At 64.1% G+C, this 15,760-nt stretch carries 17 protein-coding genes; 6 read left to right on the forward strand and 11 right to left on the reverse strand.

Annotation, left to right across the window (positions count from 1 at the left end; all coding sequences use genetic code 11):
• The 3 genes from J2Y63_RS28155 (at position 1) to J2Y63_RS28165 (ending at position 2,407) form a co-directional block, all read left to right on the forward strand.
• Complete coding sequence (locus tag J2Y63_RS28155; protein ID WP_435268818.1) at positions 1-690, forward strand: ABC transporter permease; 690 nt, start codon at positions 1-3, stop codon at positions 688-690.
• Positions 687-1,379, forward strand: coding sequence for an ABC transporter permease (locus tag J2Y63_RS28160; protein ID WP_435268819.1), 693 nt, complete (start codon positions 687-689; stop codon positions 1,377-1,379). Before J2Y63_RS28155 ends, J2Y63_RS28160 begins: the two co-directional genes overlap by 4 nt.
• 65 nt (positions 1,380-1,444) lie before the next feature.
• Positions 1,445-2,407, forward strand: coding sequence for an arginase family protein (locus tag J2Y63_RS28165; RefSeq protein WP_435268820.1), 963 nt, complete (start codon positions 1,445-1,447; stop codon positions 2,405-2,407).
• A 32-nt stretch (positions 2,408-2,439) separates the two neighbouring features.
• Here J2Y63_RS28165 and J2Y63_RS28170 read toward each other — a convergent pair whose 3' ends face one another.
• Genes J2Y63_RS28170 through J2Y63_RS28190 form a run of 5 tightly spaced genes read right to left on the reverse strand, consistent with a single transcriptional unit; the run spans position 2,440 to position 7,635 of the window.
• Positions 2,440-3,189: an ABC transporter ATP-binding protein gene (locus tag J2Y63_RS28170; protein WP_435268821.1), complete on the reverse strand. Its 750-nt coding sequence runs from the start codon at positions 3,187-3,189 to the stop codon at positions 2,440-2,442.
• A complete protein-coding gene (locus J2Y63_RS28175; protein WP_256120187.1) occupies positions 3,186-4,019 on the reverse strand; it encodes an ABC transporter ATP-binding protein in 834 nt (277 codons plus the stop codon). Before J2Y63_RS28175 ends, J2Y63_RS28170 begins: the two co-directional genes overlap by 4 nt.
• Complete coding sequence (nikC, locus tag J2Y63_RS28180) at positions 4,016-4,933, reverse strand: nickel transporter permease (protein WP_435268822.1); 918 nt, start codon at positions 4,931-4,933, stop codon at positions 4,016-4,018. Before nikC ends, J2Y63_RS28175 begins: the two co-directional genes overlap by 4 nt.
• Complete coding sequence (locus tag J2Y63_RS28185; RefSeq protein WP_435268915.1) at positions 4,930-5,991, reverse strand: ABC transporter permease; 1,062 nt, start codon at positions 5,989-5,991, stop codon at positions 4,930-4,932. Before J2Y63_RS28185 ends, nikC begins: the two co-directional genes overlap by 4 nt.
• Before the next feature lie 12 nt (positions 5,992-6,003).
• Complete coding sequence (locus J2Y63_RS28190; protein ID WP_435268823.1) at positions 6,004-7,635, reverse strand: ABC transporter substrate-binding protein; 1,632 nt, start codon at positions 7,633-7,635, stop codon at positions 6,004-6,006.
• A 292-nt stretch (positions 7,636-7,927) separates the two neighbouring features.
• Between J2Y63_RS28190 and J2Y63_RS28195 the strand changes: the two genes are divergently transcribed.
• A complete protein-coding gene (locus tag J2Y63_RS28195; protein WP_256120183.1) occupies positions 7,928-8,089 on the forward strand; it encodes a hypothetical protein in 162 nt (53 codons plus the stop codon).
• A gap of 119 nt (positions 8,090-8,208) precedes the next feature.
• Here the strand turns inward: J2Y63_RS28195 and J2Y63_RS28200 are convergent, their stop codons facing one another.
• Entirely contained in the window at positions 8,209-8,775 is a 567-nt protein-coding gene (locus J2Y63_RS28200) for a cysteine hydrolase family protein (RefSeq protein ID WP_435268824.1), read from the reverse strand.
• Positions 8,776-8,886: 111 nt separating this feature from the next.
• Between J2Y63_RS28200 and J2Y63_RS28205 the strand changes: the two genes are divergently transcribed.
• Complete coding sequence (locus tag J2Y63_RS28205) at positions 8,887-9,327, forward strand: Lrp/AsnC family transcriptional regulator (RefSeq protein WP_435268825.1); 441 nt, start codon at positions 8,887-8,889, stop codon at positions 9,325-9,327.
• A gap of 25 nt (positions 9,328-9,352) precedes the next feature.
• Here the strand turns inward: J2Y63_RS28205 and J2Y63_RS28210 are convergent, their stop codons facing one another.
• The 3 genes from J2Y63_RS28210 to J2Y63_RS28220 form a co-directional block, all read right to left on the reverse strand.
• Positions 9,353-9,751, reverse strand: a complete 399-nt coding sequence (locus tag J2Y63_RS28210; RefSeq protein WP_435268826.1) for a response regulator — start codon at positions 9,749-9,751, stop codon at positions 9,353-9,355.
• 195 nt (positions 9,752-9,946) lie between these two features.
• A complete protein-coding gene (locus J2Y63_RS28215) occupies positions 9,947-11,419 on the reverse strand; it encodes an FAD-dependent monooxygenase (RefSeq protein WP_435268827.1) in 1,473 nt (490 codons plus the stop codon).
• A gap of 9 nt (positions 11,420-11,428) precedes the next feature.
• Positions 11,429-12,964 carry a hypothetical protein gene (locus tag J2Y63_RS28220; RefSeq protein WP_435268828.1) on the reverse strand — a complete coding sequence of 512 codons (1,536 nt, stop codon included), beginning with the start codon at positions 12,962-12,964 and terminating at the stop codon, positions 11,429-11,431.
• A 160-nt stretch (positions 12,965-13,124) separates the two neighbouring features.
• Between J2Y63_RS28220 and J2Y63_RS28225 the strand changes: the two genes are divergently transcribed.
• Complete coding sequence (locus J2Y63_RS28225; RefSeq protein WP_435268829.1) at positions 13,125-14,099, forward strand: helix-turn-helix domain-containing protein; 975 nt, start codon at positions 13,125-13,127, stop codon at positions 14,097-14,099.
• Positions 14,100-14,118: 19 nt separating this feature from the next.
• On the opposite strand, the gene J2Y63_RS28230 is transcribed toward J2Y63_RS28225, so the two are convergent.
• Positions 14,119-14,718, reverse strand: coding sequence for a histidine phosphatase family protein (locus tag J2Y63_RS28230; RefSeq protein WP_435268830.1), 600 nt, complete (start codon positions 14,716-14,718; stop codon positions 14,119-14,121).
• Positions 14,715-15,755 carry an ABC transporter ATP-binding protein gene (locus J2Y63_RS28235; protein WP_435268831.1) on the reverse strand — a complete coding sequence of 347 codons (1,041 nt, stop codon included), beginning with the start codon at positions 15,753-15,755 and terminating at the stop codon, positions 14,715-14,717. Before J2Y63_RS28235 ends, J2Y63_RS28230 begins: the two co-directional genes overlap by 4 nt.
• Positions 15,756-15,760 lie beyond the last annotated feature (5 nt).

The raw sequence follows: 15,760 nt of genomic DNA on the forward strand, positions 1-15,760 counted from the left end.
ATGGTCGCCGCATTCACCGCGACGATCCTGGCAGCGGGGTCGACGACCCTGCTGCTGGCCGTGGCCTCGCTCATCGTGGCGACGGTGCTCGGCATGGGGGCCGCCTTCGCCAAGCTTTCCGGCAACCGGCTGCTCAGGGCGATCGCTTCGGCCTACACCTTCGTGGTGCGCGGTATTCCGGACCTCGTCGTCATGCTGCTGATCTATTACAGCCTGCCGGCCCTGCTCAACCAGTGGCTCGACGCGATGGGTATCGACGCGCGCATCGAGTTTCCACCGATCGTCGCCGGCATCGCCACGCTCGGGCTGATCTTCGGCGCCTATATGACGGAGACGTTCAAGACGGCGTTGCAGAACATTCCCAAGGGGCAGATCGAAGCGGCGGTCGCCTATGGCCTGACGCGGCGGCGCATGTTCGTCTGCATCATCCTGCCGCAGCTCATCCGTCTCGCCCTGCCCGGCTTCACCAACAACTGGCTGGTGCTCGCCAAGGCGACGGCGCTGGTTTCGCTGATCGGGCTGCAGGACGTCATGTTTCGCGCGAAGGGCGCCGCGGAGGCGACCGGCATGCCCTTCACCTTCTATCTCATCGCCGCCGGGTTCTATCTGTTCGTGACCGTCTTCTCCCTCATCCTTCTGGCGCTGCTGGCGCGCCGCTTCGAGATCGGCCTTCGGGAGCTTGCGCCATGAACTGGGACGTCATCACCGAAAACCTCACCCTTTACGCCGAAGGGGCAAAGCTGACGCTGCTTCTCGCGGTCGTTTCGCTGGCCCTGTCCTTCGTGCTCGCCGTGCCGCTGGCCTTCCTACGCAACAGCCGGGTTCCGGCGGTGCGCTATGCAATCCTGAGCTACACGCTGGTCTTCCGCGGCACGCCGCTGCTCGTGCAGCTCTTCCTCGTCTATTTCGGCCTCGCCCAGTTCGAGCTCATCCGCGCCAGCGTGTTCTGGCCGTGGCTTTCGAGCCCCATGGTCTGCGTGCTGCTCACCTTCGTGCTCAACACGACCGCCTACAGCACGGAGATCTTCGCCGGGGGGCTGCGTCACATTCCGGTGGGCGAGATCGAGGCGGCGCGGGCCTATGGCATGTCGCGCCGGGCGCAGGCTTTTCGCATCCTCATTCCCGGTATGCTGACCCGGTCGCTGCCGCTCTACGGCAACGAGATGATCATGATGCTGCACGCAACCGCGCTCGCCAGCACCGTGACGCTGCTTGAGACGACCGGCGTCGCGCGCAGGATTACCCTCAACTATTACATCCAGTTCGAGCCCTATGTGACGGCCGCCGCGATCTACCTCACGCTGACATTCGTGCTGGTCTCCGGCTTCCAGCTCATCCAGCGGCGCTGGGCCGGCTATCTCGAAAGCCGGATCGGCTGATCGCCGCCACCCCCATCCATCCAGAGCATTTTCCGGCTGAACGCCGCAACACAGGAGGACCATCCATGAATGAAAAGCCCGATCTCGGCGCACTCTTCGGCGCGGCAGCCGAAACCGCGACCTTCCTAGGCCACGCGGCCTGCGACAACCTCGATGCGCTTTCCGCGCCCGTGGCGCTGATCGGCGCGCCCTGCGCGACACCCTATGCCTCGGTCGGCGCCTACTGCCGCAACGCGCCGGACGCCTTGCGCAAGGCGACGGGTGCGCTGACCGCCAATGTCGACCGCCACGACTTCGATCACGGCGGCCCCGTCTTCCCCGCTCCGCATCTGCGGCCCGTCGACTGCGGCAACCTGCCCTTCGACGAGGCCGACACTCCCGGCAACCGCGCGCGGATTGCCGAGGCCGTCAGCAAGGTGCGGGCGCGCGGCGCCGTGCCGGTGCTCATCGGTGGCGACGATTCCATTCCGATACCGATGATCGAGGCGATCGGCGCTTCGGCGGGCGGGGAGAAATTCACGATCCTGCAGATCGACGCCCATATCGACTGGCGCGAAATCCACATGGGCGAGCGCCTGGGCCTGTCCTCTACCATGCGACGGGCATCGGAAATGCCGCATGTCGAGCGGATCATCCAGGTCGGCGCGCGCGGCATCGGCTCGGCGGCAACCAGCGACTACGAGGATGCGCTCGCCTGGGGCGTCACATTCGTGACCGCCTACGAGCTGCACCGGCAGGGCGTCGGCGCCGTGCTCGATCTCATCCCGGAAGGCAGCAACATCATCATCTGCATCGACGCCGACGCGCTCGACCCGTCGATCGTTCCCGGCGTCATCGGCCGCGCGCCGGGCGGCCTCAGCTATTACCAGGCCGTCGATCTCATCAAGGGCGCCGCCGGGCGCGGTCGGATCGCCGCCATGGACTTCGTCGAGTTCATGCCGGAACGGGACGTCGACGGCATCGGCGCGCTGACCTTTGCCCGCCTGATCACAACAGCGCTCGGCGTTATCGTCCGCCAGGCGGCATAACCAACGGCCTGCCGGTACGCCCGGCAGGCCCTTCAAACGTCGCGCCGGAAACCTTCGCTGGCGGCGAGCAGGCCGCGGGTGTAATCCTGCGTCACCCTGCGCGCCGCGAGATCCGCGGCGGTGAGCTGTTCCACCGTGCGGCCGTTCTGCATGACCATCAGGCGGTCGCACATGTGGGTAATGACAGCGAGGTCGTGGCTGACCATGACGAAGGTGAGATTGCGGGCAGCGCGCAGCTGTTCCAGCAGGTTCAGCACTTCGGCCTGCACCGAGGCATCGAGCGCCGACGTCGGTTCGTCCAGCAGCAGGATGGAGGGTTCGAGGATCAGCGCGCGGGCGATCGCCACGCGCTGGCGCTGGCCGCCGGAAAGCTGATGCGAATAGCGGAAGCGGAAACCGGAGCCGAGCCCCACCTCGTCCAGCGCCCGCACGATGCGGCCTTCGGCATCGTCGAAGCCGTGGATTGCAAGCGGTTCGAGCAGCAGCCGGTCCACCGTCTGGCGCGGGTGCAGCGAGCCATAGGGGTCCTGAAAGACCATCTGGACCTTGCGATAGAAGGCCTTGTCGCGTTTGGCGCTGAGGACCTTGCCGTCGACCGCGATGGTGCCGGCGGAAGCGGGCGCAAGGCCGGCGACAGCGCGCAGCAGCGTCGACTTGCCGGAACCGGATTCACCCACCAGCCCGAAGGAGCCACCGGGCGCAACGGACAGGCTTACATCCTCCAGTGCCACGAAATCGTCGAAGGCAACGGCAAGCGCGTCGATAGAAAGAGCCGCCGTCATGTTCTCCACTCCGGCCTTCGGTCGAGCACCGGCAGCGGGTGCCGGTCGGCGCCGATCTCGGGCATGCAGTTGAGCAGGCCGCGGGTATAGGGGTGCTGGGCTTCGGAAAGCCTTGCCGCCGGCAACTCCTCCACGATGCGGCCGGCATACATCACGATGACGCGGTCGCAGAAGGAGGAGACGAGCCGCAGGTCATGCGAGATGAAGATCAGGCCCATGCCCCGATCGGCAACCAGCCGGTTGAGGATCGCGAGCACGTCGAGCTGCACCGTCACGTCGAGCGCCGAGGTCGGCTCGTCGGCGATCAAGAGTTCGGGACCGGCGATCAGCATCATGGCGATCATCGCGCGCTGGCCCATGCCGCCGGAAACCTCATGCGGATAAAGATCGAAGACGCGCTCGGGATCGCGGATCTGCACGGCTGCGAGCATGTCGAGTGCGCGCTTGCGTGCCTCCGCCCTCCCGACCCGCTCGTGCGTGCGGAGCGTCTCGACGATCTGCCGGCCGATGGTCATGACCGGGTTCAGCGAATATTTCGGATCCTGCAAGATCATCGCGATGCGCTTGCCGCGCAGCGCCCGTCGCTCGGCTTTCGAGGCCTTGAGAAGGTCGATGCCGCTGAATTCCAGGCGCTTCGCATCAATCACGCCGTGCTCGGCGGTGAGCCCCATGATGGCGCGGCCGGTTTGCGACTTGCCGGAGCCGGATTCGCCGACGATGCCGAGCCGCTCGCGGCCGAGCGTGAAGGAGACGCCGCGCACGGCCTCGATGACGCCGGTGCGGGTGGGAAAGGAAACGCGCAGATCCTCAACCTCGAGCAACGCACTCATTGGCCGCTCCCACGCGGATCGAGCGCATCGCGAAGGCCGTCGCCGAGCAGATTGAAGCCCAGGCTGACGACGAGGATGGCGAAGCCCGGTGCGGCGGCGACCCACCATTGGTCCAGGATGAAGCGGCGGCCGGAGGCGATCATCGCGCCCCATTCGGGCAGCGGCGGCTGCGCGCCGAGACCGAGGAAGCCAAGGCCGGCGGCGGTGAGGATGATGCCCGCCATATCGAGCGTCACGCGCACGATGAGCGAGGAAATGCAGAGCGGCATGATATGGCGCAGCACGATGCGCCAGGGCGAGGCGCCCATCAGCTGCACCGCCAGAATGTAGTCCGAGTTGCGCACCGTCAGGGCCTCCGCCCGCGCGATGCGCGCATAGGGCGGCCAGGAGGTGATGGCGATGGCGATGATCGCATTGCCGATGCCCGGCCCGAGTGCGGCGACGAAGGCGAGCGCCAGCACGAGCTTGGGAAAGGCGAGGAAGATATCGGTGATGCGCATCAGCACCGCATCCACCCAGCCGCCGGCATAGCCGGCGACCGTGCCGACCAGAAGGCCGATGGGTGCCGCGATGACCGCCACGAGCAGCACGACCTGCAAGGTGAGGCGCGAACCGTAGATGAGGCGCGAGAGGATGTCGCGCCCCTGGTCGTCCGTGCCGAGCCAATGCGCCGGCCCCGGCGTCATCAGGCGGGACTTGGCGAGATCGCCGACATAGGGCGAATGGGGGGCGAGCAGCGGCGCAAAGATGGCGAGAAAGACCATGCCGAGGATGATCAGCAGGCCGACGACGGCGAGCCGGTTGGCGGTGAAACGCCGCCAGGCGACATAGGTGCGGCCGAGCCGGGCTTGCAGGCGCGATTGCGGCCGGTCGGTCAGGAGCCATTCGCGGCGGGTCATTGCGGTCTCGCTCATCGTGTCCTCGTTCTCGGGTCGAGCATGCGGTAAAGCACGTCGGACAAAAGGTTGATGGCGATGAAGACGGAGCCGATCACGATGGTGCCGCCGAGCACCGCGTTCATGTCGGCATTTTGCAGCGAATTGGTGATGTAGAGGCCGAGCCCCGGCCAGGCGAAGACGGTTTCTGTCAAGACAGACCCCTCCAGCAGACCGGCATAGGAGAGCGCGATGACGGTGACGAGCGGCACCGCCGCATTGCGCAGCGCATGGCCCCAGATGATCCGCGTCTCCGACAGGCCCTTGGCGCGCGCGGCGACGATATATTCCTGGCCAAGCTCGTTCAGCATGAAGGAGCGCGTCATGCGGCTGATATAGGCCATGGAGAAATAGCCGAGCAGCGAGGCAGGCAGGATGATGTGCGAGACGATATCGCGCAACGCGGCCCAGTCCCCGGTGATGATCGCGTCGAGCAGGAAGAAGCCGGTGACGGGCGTGAACGTATATTCGAACACCACGTCCATGCGCCCGGGGCCGGAGGTCCAGCCGAGGCGGGCATAGAAGACGAGCAGCGCCAGCAGGCCCAGCCAGAAGATCGGCACGGAATAGCCGATGAGGCCGACGATGCGCACCACCTGGTCGACGAGGCTGCCGCGCTTGACGGCGGCAAGCACGCCGAGCGGAATGCCGAAAAGCGCGCCGATGAGCGTACCGACCGTGGCAAGCTCCATGGTTGCCGGGAAGACGCGGCGGATGTCGGCCATGACGGGATTCGTGGTGAGCACCGAGGTGCCGAAATCGCCCCTGAGCACGCCGGTCATGTAGAGCCAGAACTGCTGGTAATACGGCAGGTCGAGCCCCATTTCCTGCCGAACGCGCTCGATCACATGGGCCGGCGCACGGTCGCCGACGATCGCCAGCACCGGATCGATCGGCACGACGCGGCCGATGAAGAAGGTGACCGCGAGCAGGCCGAGATAGGTGGTGGCGACCACCACGAGGAAGCCCGCCACCGATTTCAGCCGTGCAGAGGCGCGCCGTTTGGCGCGCCCTGCCGGCTTTCGCATTTCAGCCATGCTCAAGGAAGGTTATTCCTTGGAGACAGGCGCGAGCGGATTGGAATCGAAGCTCGGCCCCAGCGTATAGCCCTTGACCTTGCCGCGCACGCCCGCGACTTCGATCTGCTGGAAGATCATCACGAAGGGGCTGGTCTCCAGCGCCTGCTGCTGGAGCTTTTCATACATTGCCGCACGCTTGGCGTTGTCACGCTCCAGAAGGGCCGCCTTGGATTCGGCGGTCAGCTCCGGAATATCCCAGGCGTTGCGCCAGGCGAGCGTCTTGACCGACGCATCGTCGCCATTGTCCGGGTTCGAGGTGAAGGCTTCGCCATTCGAGTTCGGATCCCAGTAATCCATGCCCCACTGGCCGATATAGAGATCGTGATTGCGGGCGCGATACTTGGTCAGCGTCTGCTTGCCGTCGCCCGGGATGATCTCGATCTTCACGCCGGCCTGCCCGGCCGTCTGCTGGAAGGATTCGGCAATGCCCGTCACCGGCTGCGTGTTGCGCACGTCGAAGGTAACGGAGAAGCCGTCCTTCAGGCCCGCCTTCTCCAGCAGTTCCTTGGCCTTCGCGACGTCGAATTTGTAGGGGCTCGCATCGAGCGCACCGAGCACGCCCTTGGCCTGGTAGGTCTGGCGGATTTCGCCGATGCCCTTGATGAGCGTCGCTCCGATCGCGTCATAGTCGACGAGATATTTGAAGGCCTCGCGAACCTCGGGCTTGGCGAGATTCTCGTTCTTCTGGTTGAGGCTGATGTAATAGACCGTGCCCTTCGGCGCGCTGGCGGTCGTGAGATCCGCGTTCTTCGACACGGCCTCCAGGTCGCCCGGCTCCAGGTTGCGGGCGACATCGACGTCGCCGGCCTCCAGCATCAGCCGCTGGGTGGCGCTTTCCTTGACGTGGCGGTAGATGACACGGGTCAGCGCGGGCTTTTCGCCGTAATAATTGTCGTTGCGCTCCAGCACGACGATTTCGTTGGCGCGCCAGTCGCGGATCTTGAACGGTCCGGAACCGGCATAGTTGGTCTTGAGCCAGCCATAGCCGAAATCGGTGTCGTATTTGTATTCGTCGCTCGGCGTCTTGGCCTCGGCGTGTTCCATAACCAGCTTCTTGTCGAGCACGGCGCCGACAGTCGCGGTCAGGCAGTTCAGCACGAAGCTCGGCGCATAGGATTTGTCGACGGTGAAGACGAAGGTGTTTTCGTCGACCGCCTTGGCCTTTTCCGTCACGTTGTCGCCCGTCAGGCCGAACTGGGTGAGGATGAAGGCGGGGCTCTTGTCGAGCTTGACGACGCGCTCGAAGGACCAGGCGACATCCTCGGCGGTGACCGGGTTGCCGGAGGCGAACTTGATGCCCGGCTTCAGCTTGAACGTATAGGTGAGGCCGTCGTCGGAGACGGTCCAACTGTCGGCAATGCCGCCTTTGACCTTGGTCGTGTCGGCGATGTCGAGGCGCACCAGCATGTCATAGGCGTTGCCGATGAATTCCGCCGGCGACAGTTCGAAGGATTCGGCCGGGTCGAGCGTGATCGTATCGTCGATCGCCCAGGCCTGGACCAGCGTGTCCGCCGGCGTTTCCGCGAAGGCCGGTGCCATGCCACCGCAGACGAGCAGCAGCGAGAAGGCCGCGCCGGCAAGCAGCGGACGCATGCGGTTCATTGTCTTTTCCCTGTTCATTGGCGTTCCCCGTTTCTGACAATAGACCTTCGCCATCCGCCTGGACGGACGTCATTATCGTAAGTCAATCATACTATTGACGGCAAAGACAAGGGCTAAACGGACAGTCGAGGCCGCGGTCGAAAACCAATCGGGAAGTCCGGCGCGGCATTACAGCTCGACGACAGCCGCGGTTGGACTTGTGGGAATGGCGCACAGGCACCATATATGCGAAGAGGAACAGAGCGCGTCGCGCACGGCGTTACCGCCTTCCTAACCCCCAAGGAGAAAATCCATGAGCAATATGAATGACGCGTCTGCGTCAGCGAAGGGCTATGACGTGAAGACACTCGCGAAAAAGCATCGCATCAGCGTCGAGGACGCCACGAAGATCGTGGCTCAGTTCGGCTCGGATCGCAAAGCCTGCGACAAGGCTGCACGCCGCATCGCCGTCTGACGTTTACGTCCAGTTCGCTCCCGGTTCTCGTCCAAGGGGATCATCCCCTTGCGTGAGAAACAGCTCCCGGGAGCGGTCCGGCCTGCCATTTCGACTGGGTTCCGACCGTCGCAAAGTACCTATGGCAAAACCATCGACAGGGCATCGCCCGTTCTCAAAACCGTAGCAAACTCGTGCCGCAGCGTCGCGATATGAGCGCGATGCACGTCGCGGGCGGCGATCGTCCCGCTCTCCCCGTCCGGCAGGTCGAAGCAGTCGCAGGCATCTTCAATGAGAATGATCCGGTAACCCAGGTTCGCGCCCACGCGGACGCTGGTCGACACGCACATATCGGTCGAAATCCCGAAAAGCACGATCGTATCCGTGCCCATGCGGCGCAGGCGAAGGTCGAGATCGGTGCCGATGAAGGCGGCATTGACGCTTTTCGTCACCAGGGGTTCGCCAGCCTGCGGCTCGAAGCCCGCGCGAAAGGCATTGCCCGGCCGTTCCGGCCGCAGCGTGGAATTCGGTTCGACGCTGTCATGGCGAACGTGGATAATGGCCCTCCCCGTGGCACGCCACGCGCCGAGCAAGGCAAGGCCGTTCTCATCCGCCTTGCTGTTCCAACGTTGCGGCCACGCGGTCTCATCAAACGCCTGCTGCATGTCGATCGGGATCAGCACGGCGGATTGCGGTATGGTCGGCATCGATATCTCTCCTTCAAACGATGACCGACGCTAGTTGCTTTTCCGTCCGCTTTCGCGCAGCAAGGTGACGGATGACCGGACATTCGTCCGGCTTAAGGGAAAGTTATCCGGATGAACGATTTGGACGAAAAGGACAGGCTGCTCCTAGGGGCGCTACGCGCCGACGCCCGCATGAGCCTCATCGAGCTTACGCGCCATGTCGGCCTCTCCCGCAGCGCGGTGCACGAGCGCATCCGCCGGCTGGAGGCAAACGGCGTGATCGCCGGCTACACCGTGAAACTCGGTACGGAGAGGGAACGACCGGGTGTCGAGGCGCTCATCGCGATCGGCTTCCAGCCGGGCCGCAACTGCGACCATATCGTGCCGCACCTCAGCGGAATCCCGAACGTCGTGACATGCTGGTCGCTCGCCGGCCCCACAGACTTGATGCTGCTCGTCGAATGCGGCTCGAACGCCGAACTTGACACCATACGCCGCCAGATCGCAACAACGCCCGGCATCGCGACCGTACAGACGCACGTATCACTACGCACCCATTTCGATCGTCGCTGACCTGCCCGGTCGCGTTTAGCTGCGGCTACCGGGTCTGCCGGTGCAGGATCGCGCTGGTCACTGTGATCTGGCAGTCGAGTTCGGCAACGATATCATCAAGGCTGTAGGGCTTTGAGAAGAACCGAGCACGAGCCGACATATGCCCTTCCTTCAGATCATTCCCGCCTGAGACAACGATTTGGGCGGCGGTCGGCCGGCACTGGCTGAACAGCTCGAGCAAATCAAGGCCGCTCAAACCACCCGGCAAATCCACATCCGTCACAAGACCATCTATATGCGGAAATTTTCCCATAAGGCCAATCGCCTCCAAGACACTGGAGGCAGCGAGCACAAGGTAACCTTCATCTTGCAATGCCTCAATCAGAACAAGCCGGATCAGCGGCTCGTCCTCCACGACGAGGATGGTATGCTGGTCGGTGGGCATGGCTGTCTCCAGTCCGAGTTCTTTCGCACAACAACGCGCATCCCCCGAGTTTTTACCCATCCCCGAAATGAGTGTTTGCAAACAAATTTAATAAAATATGAACTTGCGAACGAGTCATCGCATTGCCGAAAGCACGATCGGGGCCGGGGATCTGGATAAATCTGCCAGGCCGACCAACACTCTCGCAGCCCCATTCTAAACGATAGTGGGTTTGCCGAACCAGCTTCTCAGTGCGTCATCGAGACCTGTAGCGCTTCCGTCTCCCACCCAGGCGACGTGCCCGTCGGGCCGGATCAGCACGGCGGTGGGAGTCTGTACCACGCCGATCACGGGAAGATCGCACACCCCTTCGAATTTCGCGTCGATCAGCTTAACGCGACCTGCCCAGCCCGTAATGTCGAGAGTGTTGGGCTCTCCGAGATTGAGCAGCACCGGCCGCGCATCGTGCAAAAGCGCGAAAACCCGCGTTGGCCCGTCGACGGTGAGAATATCAAGATCGGGCATGCGGCGGCCGAGCAGCGGGTGGCCTTCGCCGAGGTCGTAGCGAATATCGAGGCCGGACATCACTGCGCAATACCAGAGGCGCGGCGCGTCCATTTGCATGACTTGCGCCATCATTTCGCGCAAGGCATTCGTTCGCTCGTCGCCGCGATTGAGCGCCGTCAGCGCCAGGGTCTGTTTGAGTAATGCCGCTCCGACCGGATGCCGCTCGGCATGGTAGGTGTCGAGCAGGCTGTCCGGCGAGATGTCCTTGACCACCTGTGCCAGCTTCCAACCCAGATTGACGGCGTCCTGGAGGCCGATGTTCAGGCCCTGCCCGCCGACCGGAGAATGCACATGGGCGGCGTCACCGGCCAGCAACACGCGCCCCTCCCGGTAGGAAGCGGCCTGGCGCGCCGCATCGGTGAATCGCGACAGCCAGGTGATGTTGTGGACGCCGAAATCCGATCCGTAAGCGGCGATAAGCGCCCCGCGAAGCGCATCGATCGTGGGTTTGTCGCCCCGTTCGAGCCGTCGCTCGGTCACGACGCCGCGCACGCGTTTGCCGTCCTCCAGCCTTCCAAGCGCATAGACGCCTCTTTCGCCATGCCGCATGCCCAAGGCAGGTTCGTCCGCCATGTCGGCTTCGAAGATCAGATAGCTGATGGCCGGGTCCCATCCCGGGAAGTCGATGCCGGCCGTCTTGCGGACCAGGCTGCGGCCACCGTCGCAGCCGACGAGATATTTCGATCGCAATGTCCGTCCATCGTTCAACGCGACATCGACGCACGTATCATTCTGCACGAAGCCCGTTATCTCACAACCGCGATAGACCTCAACCGCCAGCTCGGACGCCCAGTCGGCGAGGCCGCGCTCGATCTTGGCCTGCCACAGCGCGAGCGTGTAGTTGTGACGGGTCGACCGGTCGCTGGCGTCGAGAACAGCACCGGCAAACAGAACGACGCGGTGCTTTTCTCCCTGCGAGAGGAAGCGGTCGGCGATACCACGCTGGTCGAGCAGTTCGATCGATCGCGGATGCAGCCCGCTTGCGCGCGAGCCCTCGACGTCCTGGTTCATGCGCCGCTCGACAATGGCGACATCCACGCCCGCCAATGCCAGTTCACCCGCCAGCATCAGCCCCGTCGGGCCACCTCCCGCGATGACGACGTCATGTTCGGATGAATACATGTCGAACACCTACGGAACCGGCTGGGCCAGGACAAGCCGCAAACCGGCATCTTCCGGGCTGCCCCAGTCGCTCGGCTCGGGCGGCATGCTGAGATCGGGAACGAGATCCGCCTTGCCGGGAAGGAATTCGTAATAGCGTGTGGAGACGCCGACGCTGAGGCCCGAATTCGGCAAAGTGAACCGTCGCACCTCCTGCCAGTTGTTCGGCGCCGCGCCGGCGGGTTCGCCGACCAGAACGGCCTCTGTCGAGCGTTGGAAATCCGCGGCATTCGTCATCGCCGCAGAGAATGTCTTGCGGCCGATCATCACGTAGAGAACGCCGCGCCGGTTAAGCGAGGCGCGGCGCTTTATCTCTTCGACGAAAATACGCCCGATATTGAAATCGCCGCCGTCATTGTCGCGCAGGTCGATGATCAGCCTGCGCGGGTGCTCCGCGTCCAGCCTTCGCAGCAGCGCCGCCATATTGTCGGCAAGACCATCATAGGATCGCCAGTTCACATAGACACTGCCGTCAGCAAGCCGCTCACTCCAGAAGGCTTGCTCCTCGTTCCGTTGCCAGAGCGGCGCATTCCCACCCAGCGTGGCATCTGCCTCCGTGTCGGTTGCCGCGGTCATGTCGACAGACTTTTGCGCGCCGTCCTCAGTCTCTAAGTTGAACGTATAGGCAGGCCCCGCCCCCAGCCCGATCGCCCGAAGAACGTCCGGATTGGCCAGCAGAGCCGGCACGCCTGCGCGAAAATGCCATTGGGTCTCCGCCTGCGGGATGTGAGCGCGAAGCCGCTCAGTGACGTCGCTGACAGCCACATTATCGACAGCGACCAACTTGGCGCCGAGCGCGCTGCTTTGTGATCCGGAAATGCCCGTGACACGCAGCCCATCCTCGAACCAATAGAATTCAATGGGCAGGCGCGGCCGCCCATTTGGGAGAACCACCGACGTATGTCCATCGCCGATCAGCGCCGCAAGCCTGCGAAACGCCACGGCGACCGCAGGACCGTCCAGCTTGGGAAGCGCGGCGCGCAATTCCGATGCCTGTTGCTCGAACTGCGCGCGCGACACCCGATGGAAGGGAGACGCATGCTCGCTGGTGAGGATTGTCACCAGCCGGTCGAGATCTTCCATCCATTGGGCGGTCGTCAGGTCGAGCCGCTGCTCGGGAGGCCTGAAGAAGCTTTCAGCGTCCGCGGTGGTCCGATGCGCCGTGATTGTTCCGGGCTGGCCTGCAAGATCGAAGGCACCGGTAAGGTCGTCTCCGGCGATGTTCAAGGTGAGGGCGCCGCTTCCGCCCTGGCCCTGGAAGCGCCCGGCAATCGCGTTTCCGCCCGCCGCGTCGACCAGTTCGAACGTGGCGCCCGGGATCGACACCGTTCCGGTCACGGTCTCGCCCGATCTGTGCAACTCGATATGGATCGGAATCGCAGGCTGCGCGCCGAGGCTCGCCTCGCCGGCGAAGCGCTCGCCCGAGCCTTGTGCCATCGCAATGCTGCCTGCTGCGGCCGAGATCAGCAGGAGAATGAAGCCAAGGATATTTTTGAAGCGGACCATATCTTTATGCCTCAGCGGTTTTACGGTTACGGCGCTGCTGGACGATTGCGGCGACGCCTTGCCCCTCACCGGTGCCGAGGCCATCGAGCGGGATGCAGACGTTGCGGACGCGAAAGCGTGACATACCGGTGCTCCTTCGGTTATTGGGATCACGGACAGAATGGCGCTGCACGCTGTCCAGATTGAGGTCGCATGCCGCGAGGATGGCATGCTGCGGCCCATTTCACAGGCTCGGTTCTTGCTCTTCTCGGGGGACGGAATGACACCATCGCGGGCGCGGCAGCTTTATTCGGGTGAGAAACGTCATGGGCTCTCCTTGCCGCGCCTCCAGGCCACCTATGCCTGGATGCCGCCATTCGAGGGTGCATCCCGCACGCGCGCCAATCGGCTCGAAGTTGTCTTCTCCTGCCACGACCGTGTCGCATTGGAACAATCGGGACGGACCTACGATGTCGAGGTTGCCGCCGGGGGCTTTTATGTGATCGGCGAGGAACCCACGACGCTCCTGAGCGTGCCCGAACACAGCGATACGCTGGAAATGTATCCGCATACGACGCTGCTGGATGCGGTAGCCGAGGAAATCGGTCGCAAGGTGCCCCTCGAACCGACGCTCGGACGGCACAAGGGACGTCAGCAATTCGCCGTCGAGCCCCTCATGCTGGGCATCGCCCACGTCTTGCGACAGGCGTGTCTGGGGCAGCGCACACTGTCGCCCATCGAGGCCAGCAGCCTCGAACATGCCCTGGTCCGGCATCTGCTGGGCCCAGGGAAGGCACCCCACCCCAAGGGCCAGCTTCGCGCCTCCGTCCTCGCCAGGGTGGTCGAGAAGATCGAAAGCGACGTCGCGCGGGTCCTGACCCTTGACGATCTCGCATCGGAGGCAGGCCTCAGCCCTTTCCATTTCGCGCGTGCTTTCCGCAGAACCACCGGCTTGGCTCCCCATCGCTACGTTCTGGCAAGGCGGATGGACCTGGCCAAGAACCGGATTCTCAACACGCGCCTGCCGATTACAGACATAGCCGCATCGATCGGGTTCGAAAATCCGCACCACTTCCGGCGACAATTCCGAGCGGAATTTGGCGTGCTACCGGGCGATATGCGCGGTGCGGGCTCACGCGAAACAGCCCCGGAGTAATCCCGAACCGTTGCTCCACTCAATCCGGCGCGTCGAGAACGGATGAAAATGTTGTCGCGTTGAACACTTCTAGCCTTGCTTCCCCCTTCGGGAAGGCGAGGATGGTCAGGCTGGCCGGGCCAGCCGGGATGATCCGCGCCGGTGCAAGTCCGAGGGTGCTGTCGAGCGCCGCCCGGATCACGCCTCCGTGGCAGACCATCAGGATCGTTTCTTCAGGCATATCGATTGCAGCTTTGATTACTTGCCTAATCCGGGCGCGAAAATCGGCCCAGATCTCTCCGTTCTCCGGCGCAAAAGTGCCGGCCCGCCAGCCCGCATAGGCCGCCGGCGTCTCGGCCATGAGCGTCGCGATCTCTGCGCCCGTCCAGTTCCCGACGCTCTGCTCGCGCAGCAGCGGTTCGCGCACGGCATCCGCATAGCCAAGCAGTGCTGCAGTCGCGACCGCCCGTTTCAGGTCGGAGGTCAGCACCACGTCCGGCGCATAGGTCGTAACCATAGGAGCGAGCGTGCGCGCCTGTTGTTCGCCAAGCGCCGATAATCCGATGTCGGCCTGTCCCTGCAGGCGGCGGATGGCGTTCCACTCGCTTTCGCCGTGTCGCACCAGGAGAATGCGTTTCATGAAATACGTTTTCCTTCACTGTCGAAAATCGCTGCGGCTGCGGGCGGCAGCCGGAAGCGGAGATTGGGTGGTAACCGGTCCGCACTGTCCGTTATGGCGGTGATACGGACACCATTCACCACCCCCGTCACGAGCCGGCGGCCGGCCATGGGCACGACTTCGGCAAGCGTCACGCTCACCGTGCGCGGCCCCGCCTCGTCGGCAAGCTCGATGGTCTCGGCCCGGACCATGGCGTGCCCCGCGATGTCCGGCAGGGCTGCGTCCGCGATGGTGCCGAGCCATTTGCCGTCGTCGATCGGGATGAGATTGGCAGCCGGTGTACCGACAAAACCGGCGACGAAGGCCGATGCCGGTTCCGCGAGCAGGCGCTCCGGCGCATCGAACTGTTCGATCCGGCCGTGATTCATGACCGCCACATGGCTCGCCATGGTCATCGCCTCCACCTGGTCATGCGTGACATAGACCGAGGTGGCACCGGTCGCGGCATGCACCTTCAGCAGCTCGAACCGCATCTCGACGCGCAAGGTGGCATCGAGATTGGAGAGCGGCTCGTCGAACAGCATCACCTTCGGGCGCGGCGCGATCATGCGGGCAAGCGCCACGCGCTGCTGCTGTCCGCCGGAGATTTCGCCCGGGTAGCGCTGGGCGAGTTGCGTGATCCCGAGCATCTCCATGGCTTCGGTGATGCGTGCGCGACGCTCTTCGGCAGGCAGCCGTGCGACCTTCAGCGGCCAGTCGATATTGCCGGCTACGGTCATGTGCGGCCAGAGCGCATAGGACTGGAAGACGAGGCCGGCGTCACGTCGCGCTGGCGGCAGGGCGAAGCCGGAACCGCCATCGGCGACCAGCGTGTCGCCGAACCGGATCTGGCCGCCGGTCGGCTGTTCAAGACCCGCCAGCATGCGAAGCATGGTGCTCTTGCCGCAGCCGGACGGGCCGAGCAGCACGAGGAAGGCACCTTCCGGCACCGAAAAGCTGACATCGTCGACGACGCGGGTGCCGGCAAAGGATTTGGAGACCTGGTTGAGCGAAATCACGGGCG

The organism is Shinella sp. BE166, from assembly GCF_051201095.1.
Taxonomy (GTDB): domain Bacteria; phylum Pseudomonadota; class Alphaproteobacteria; order Rhizobiales; family Rhizobiaceae; genus Shinella; species Shinella lacus.

What these genes read in the sequence shown, in the direction of transcription:
- J2Y63_RS28170 (WP_435268821.1), bottom strand. Translation starts at nt 3,189, where the DNA reads ATGACGGCGGCTCTTTCTATCGACGCGCTTGCCGTTGCCTTCGACGAT.
- J2Y63_RS28230 (WP_435268830.1), bottom strand. Translation starts at nt 14,718, where the DNA reads ATGAAACGCATTCTCCTGGTGCGACACGGCGAAAGCGAGTGGAACGCC.
- J2Y63_RS28160 (WP_435268819.1), top strand. Translation starts at nt 687, where the DNA reads ATGAACTGGGACGTCATCACCGAAAACCTCACCCTTTACGCCGAAGGG.
- J2Y63_RS28190 (WP_435268823.1), bottom strand. Translation starts at nt 7,635, where the DNA reads ATGAACCGCATGCGTCCGCTGCTTGCCGGCGCGGCCTTCTCGCTGCTG.
- J2Y63_RS28185 (WP_435268915.1), bottom strand. Translation starts at nt 5,991, where the DNA reads ATGGCTGAAATGCGAAAGCCGGCAGGGCGCGCCAAACGGCGCGCCTCT.
- J2Y63_RS28165 (WP_435268820.1), top strand. Translation starts at nt 1,445, where the DNA reads ATGAATGAAAAGCCCGATCTCGGCGCACTCTTCGGCGCGGCAGCCGAA.
- J2Y63_RS28205 (WP_435268825.1), top strand. Translation starts at nt 8,887, where the DNA reads ATGAACGATTTGGACGAAAAGGACAGGCTGCTCCTAGGGGCGCTACGC.
- J2Y63_RS28215 (WP_435268827.1), bottom strand. Translation starts at nt 11,419, where the DNA reads ATGTATTCATCCGAACATGACGTCGTCATCGCGGGAGGTGGCCCGACG.
- J2Y63_RS28195 (WP_256120183.1), top strand. Translation starts at nt 7,928, where the DNA reads ATGAGCAATATGAATGACGCGTCTGCGTCAGCGAAGGGCTATGACGTG.
- nikC (WP_435268822.1), bottom strand. Translation starts at nt 4,933, where the DNA reads ATGAGCGAGACCGCAATGACCCGCCGCGAATGGCTCCTGACCGACCGG.
- J2Y63_RS28175 (WP_256120187.1), bottom strand. Translation starts at nt 4,019, where the DNA reads ATGAGTGCGTTGCTCGAGGTTGAGGATCTGCGCGTTTCCTTTCCCACC.
- J2Y63_RS28200 (WP_435268824.1), bottom strand. Translation starts at nt 8,775, where the DNA reads ATGCCGACCATACCGCAATCCGCCGTGCTGATCCCGATCGACATGCAG.
- J2Y63_RS28210 (WP_435268826.1), bottom strand. Translation starts at nt 9,751, where the DNA reads ATGCCCACCGACCAGCATACCATCCTCGTCGTGGAGGACGAGCCGCTG.
- J2Y63_RS28220 (WP_435268828.1), bottom strand. Translation starts at nt 12,964, where the DNA reads ATGGTCCGCTTCAAAAATATCCTTGGCTTCATTCTCCTGCTGATCTCG.
- J2Y63_RS28155 (WP_435268818.1), top strand. Translation starts at nt 1, where the DNA reads ATGGTCGCCGCATTCACCGCGACGATCCTGGCAGCGGGGTCGACGACC.
- J2Y63_RS28225 (WP_435268829.1), top strand. Translation starts at nt 13,125, where the DNA reads ATGGCGCTGCACGCTGTCCAGATTGAGGTCGCATGCCGCGAGGATGGC.